Source organism: Mycobacterium sp. NAZ190054 (assembly GCF_001545925.1).
In the GTDB taxonomy this organism is placed as follows: Bacteria; Actinomycetota; Actinomycetes; order Mycobacteriales; family Mycobacteriaceae; genus Mycobacterium.
The window spans coordinates 1-3,032 of sequence record NZ_LMVQ01000352.1; the positions used below are offsets into that span (position 1 = coordinate 1).

4 protein-coding genes and 1 pseudogene are annotated in these 3,032 nt (G+C 71.4%); 2 read left to right on the forward strand and 3 right to left on the reverse strand.

The window, feature by feature from the left end:
• Positions 1-120, reverse strand: a 120-nt coding sequence (locus tag ASJ79_RS35190) for a flavin reductase family protein (RefSeq protein ID WP_197420315.1), incomplete at its 3' end; no start/stop codon positions are given.
• Positions 110-232, reverse strand: a pseudogene (locus ASJ79_RS32575) (alpha/beta hydrolase); the annotation flags it as partial. The gene ASJ79_RS35190 and the pseudogene ASJ79_RS32575, both read right to left, overlap by 11 nt.
• A 95-nt stretch (positions 233-327) precedes the next feature.
• Here ASJ79_RS32575 and ASJ79_RS21435 point away from each other — a divergent pair.
• Positions 328-1,194 (forward strand): sugar phosphate isomerase/epimerase, encoded by an 867-nt coding sequence (locus tag ASJ79_RS21435; RefSeq protein ID WP_082753980.1) that lies wholly within the window; start codon positions 328-330, stop codon positions 1,192-1,194.
• Complete coding sequence (locus tag ASJ79_RS21440) at positions 1,191-2,177, forward strand: endonuclease/exonuclease/phosphatase family protein (RefSeq protein WP_231750965.1); 987 nt, start codon at positions 1,191-1,193, stop codon at positions 2,175-2,177. The genes ASJ79_RS21435 and ASJ79_RS21440 overlap by 4 nt, the downstream gene beginning before the upstream one ends.
• Here ASJ79_RS21440 and ASJ79_RS21445 read toward each other — a convergent pair.
• A complete protein-coding gene (locus ASJ79_RS21445; RefSeq protein ID WP_369803734.1) occupies positions 2,138-2,923 on the reverse strand; it encodes an alpha/beta fold hydrolase in 786 nt (261 codons plus the stop codon). The genes ASJ79_RS21440 and ASJ79_RS21445 overlap by 40 nt on opposite strands.
• Positions 2,924-3,032 lie beyond the last annotated feature (109 nt).

Below are 3,032 nucleotides of genomic sequence, written 5' to 3' on the forward strand. Positions count from 1 at the left end.
CACGCAGAGCGCCCCGGCCTGCCGGATCAGCGGCCAACTCGTCGAGGAGGCGGACGGGCAGAACGAGATGTACGGGGGTTCCAGGGAGACCGAGGTGACCGACTGGCAGGTGAAGCCGATTGCGCGGCAGCTCCCGGAACCGCTGACGGGCCGGCTCCGGGCCGCCCTCGGTCGTCAGTTGGAACGGAACAACCTCCAGCACCTTCTGCAGCACGGGATCAACCTCAGCCATGGTTCACACCGTACGCACCGGGGCCGCCGGGGTAGCCGCCCACCGCGGCGTTTTTTCGCCGAGAATGAGGCGACCCCGAGAAGTGAGGAACGTGCGTGAGGTTCTTGTCAGGCCGTCGCAAGCCGGTCGCCAGTCAGGCCCGACCCATCTGCCTTGCCCCGCTGACCGTGCTGGAACTGGGCCCGCCCGAACTGGTGGCCTGTGCCGCCGAGGCGGGCTACGACGGCGTCGGACTGCGCCTGATCCGCGCCACCGAACAGGAACCGATCCGGCCGACCGTCGGCATCACACCGACCATCCGCGAGACCCGGCGCCGCCTGGACGACACCGGCCTTTTCGTGCTGGACATCGAGGTGCTGCGGTTACGCCCCGAGACCCGGGTGCGGGACGACTTCGCCGCCTTCCTGGAAACCGGCGCCTACCTCGGGGCGACCCAGATCCTGGTCACCGGCAACGATCCCGACCACGGCAGAACCGCCGACAATCTCGCCGAACTCGGTGCGCTGGCCGCGGAATTCGGCATGACGCCGAATCTTGAGCCGATGCCGTGGACGGACGTGCGCGATCTCGACGCGGCCGCGCTGATCGTCGGGCGCTGCGCGGGAAGCGGGGCGGGGCTGCTCATCGACGCGCTGCACTACGACCGTGCGCGGGCCACCCCGGCGGATCTGCGCAGGGTGCCCGACGCGTGGATCCGCTACGTGCAGATCTGCGATGCGGTGCTGCCCCGCCCGGACTCGATCGACGAACTGCGTCGTCAGGGCCGGACCGCCCGGCTGTTCCCGGGTGAGGGCTGCATCGACGTGGTCGCGATGCTGCGGGCGCTGCCGTCGGTGCCGGTCAGTGTCGAGGCGCCGGTGCAGTGGAACGCCCCCGCCGGGGTGCGCGCCCGTGCCGCCTTACGGACGGCCCGTTCGGTGGTCGCCCTCGCCGATGCGGGGCCGCCGGCGCTGTCGGCGTGACCGGTGGCCTGAGGGCGGTGCTGCGCACCGTCCTCGGTCTGGCCGGTGTCGGCGGCCTCGGCTGTGGCGCCGTCGGTGTCCTGGCCCACTTCGTCGGCCCGGTCAGCACGACGGTCACGTTGCTCGCGTCGTTCACCCCGCTGTGCGTGGTGCTGGCCGCGGTCGCGGCGCCGGCGTTGGCCGCGATCCGGTTCCGGTTCGCGTCGCTCGCGGCCCTGGTGGTGGTGCTCGTCGGCGTCGTCACGCAGCTGCCCGTCTACTTCGGCGTGCAGCCGACCGCGTCGGTGGGAGCACCGCAACTACGGTTGCTGCAGGCGAACATCCGGCTCGGCGAAGCCGACCCGCACGCGCTGGTGAGCCGGGTCCGCGCCGATTCCGTGGACGTCCTCACCGTCGCCGAGTTGACCACGCCCGCCGTGGCGCGCCTGGCGGCGGCGGGGCTGGCCGAATCGCTGCCGTACACCTACCTGCGACCGCGAAAAGGCGGTGGGGGAGAAGGCATCTACTCGCGGTACCCACTCACCGAGACCGCCGAGCTGGAAGACCTGCGGCACAGCAACCTGCGCGCCACGGTGGCCGTGCCCGGTGCCGAACCCGTTGCGGTGTATGCGTTGCACCCGTTGCCGCCCTACCCGGAACCGTCCTGGCGGTGGGCGATGGAACTCGACCGCATCGGTGCGTACCTGGCGGCCGAGGCGCGGCCGCTGCTCGTCGGCGCGGACTTCAACTCGACCTACGACCATCGGAGATACCGCCATCTGCTGCGGTCCGGCGGCAGGGGGCAGGCCGCCCTCGTCGACGCCGCCGATCACCTGGGGTCCGGGATCGTCGCGACCTATCCCGCGGACCGCTGGTTCCCGGCAGTGCTGGCGATCGACAAGATCCTGACCCGCGGTGTCGTCCCGCTGACGTTCCGCAGGATCGACCTACCGGGGTCCGATCATCACGGCGTGATGGGTGACGTCGAGTTGACCCCGGCCTGACCGCGCCGGTCCCGGGTCGCGGCGATCAGGTCGACCACGCGGGCCACATGCGGGTCGCGCACCACCGAATCGTGGTCACAGTGGATGCGCTCGACGGTCAGCTCGCCGGTCAGGAGCCGAGCCCACACCCGGTCGTCGTCGAGGTTGAAGGTGCTGAGCACCAACAGGATTCGCCCGGCGTACGGTTTCGGCCGGTGCAGCCGGCCGACCCGGACGCCGACCTCGCGCAGTGCGGCGATCTTCTGCTCGGGGGTGCCCTCGACGATCCCGGCCAGCGGCAGCCACAACCGGTGCCGCCACAGCACCGACCTGTCGGCCGGGGTCTGTTCGAGCAGAGTGGAGCGCACCCCGGGCAGGTGCCGCCGGGCCGCGCGCACCGTGCGCGGCGGCAGGAACGGGTCGAGCATCGTCACCGACTCGACGTCGTGGCCCAGCGCCCGCAACCGGTTGGCGACATCGACGGCGATGAACGCCCCGAGAGAGTGACCGATCAACCGGTAGGGCCCTTGCGGCTGCAGCCTGAGCAGATCCGCGAGGTGCCGCCGGGCCGCGCGTCCCACCGTCCAGTCCGGGAATGCGCGGTTCTCCAGGCCCTGCGCCTGGAACGCCACCACCCCGGTGCCGGGGTCGAGGCGATCGGCCAGCGGCGCGAACGTCAGCGCCGAGGCTCCGGCGCCGGCGAAGCAGAACAGTGTGTCGCGGGTGTCCTCGGCCGGCGGGCGCAGCAGGACGGTGGCGGCGCCCAGCGAGAAGAACTCGTGCCCCTGCGCCTCGACGTTCTCGTCGAGCAGCACTTGTTCGCCGGGAATGTCGGTGTTCTCGTCGAACACCGGAGGTGTCCAGTCGTCGGGATCT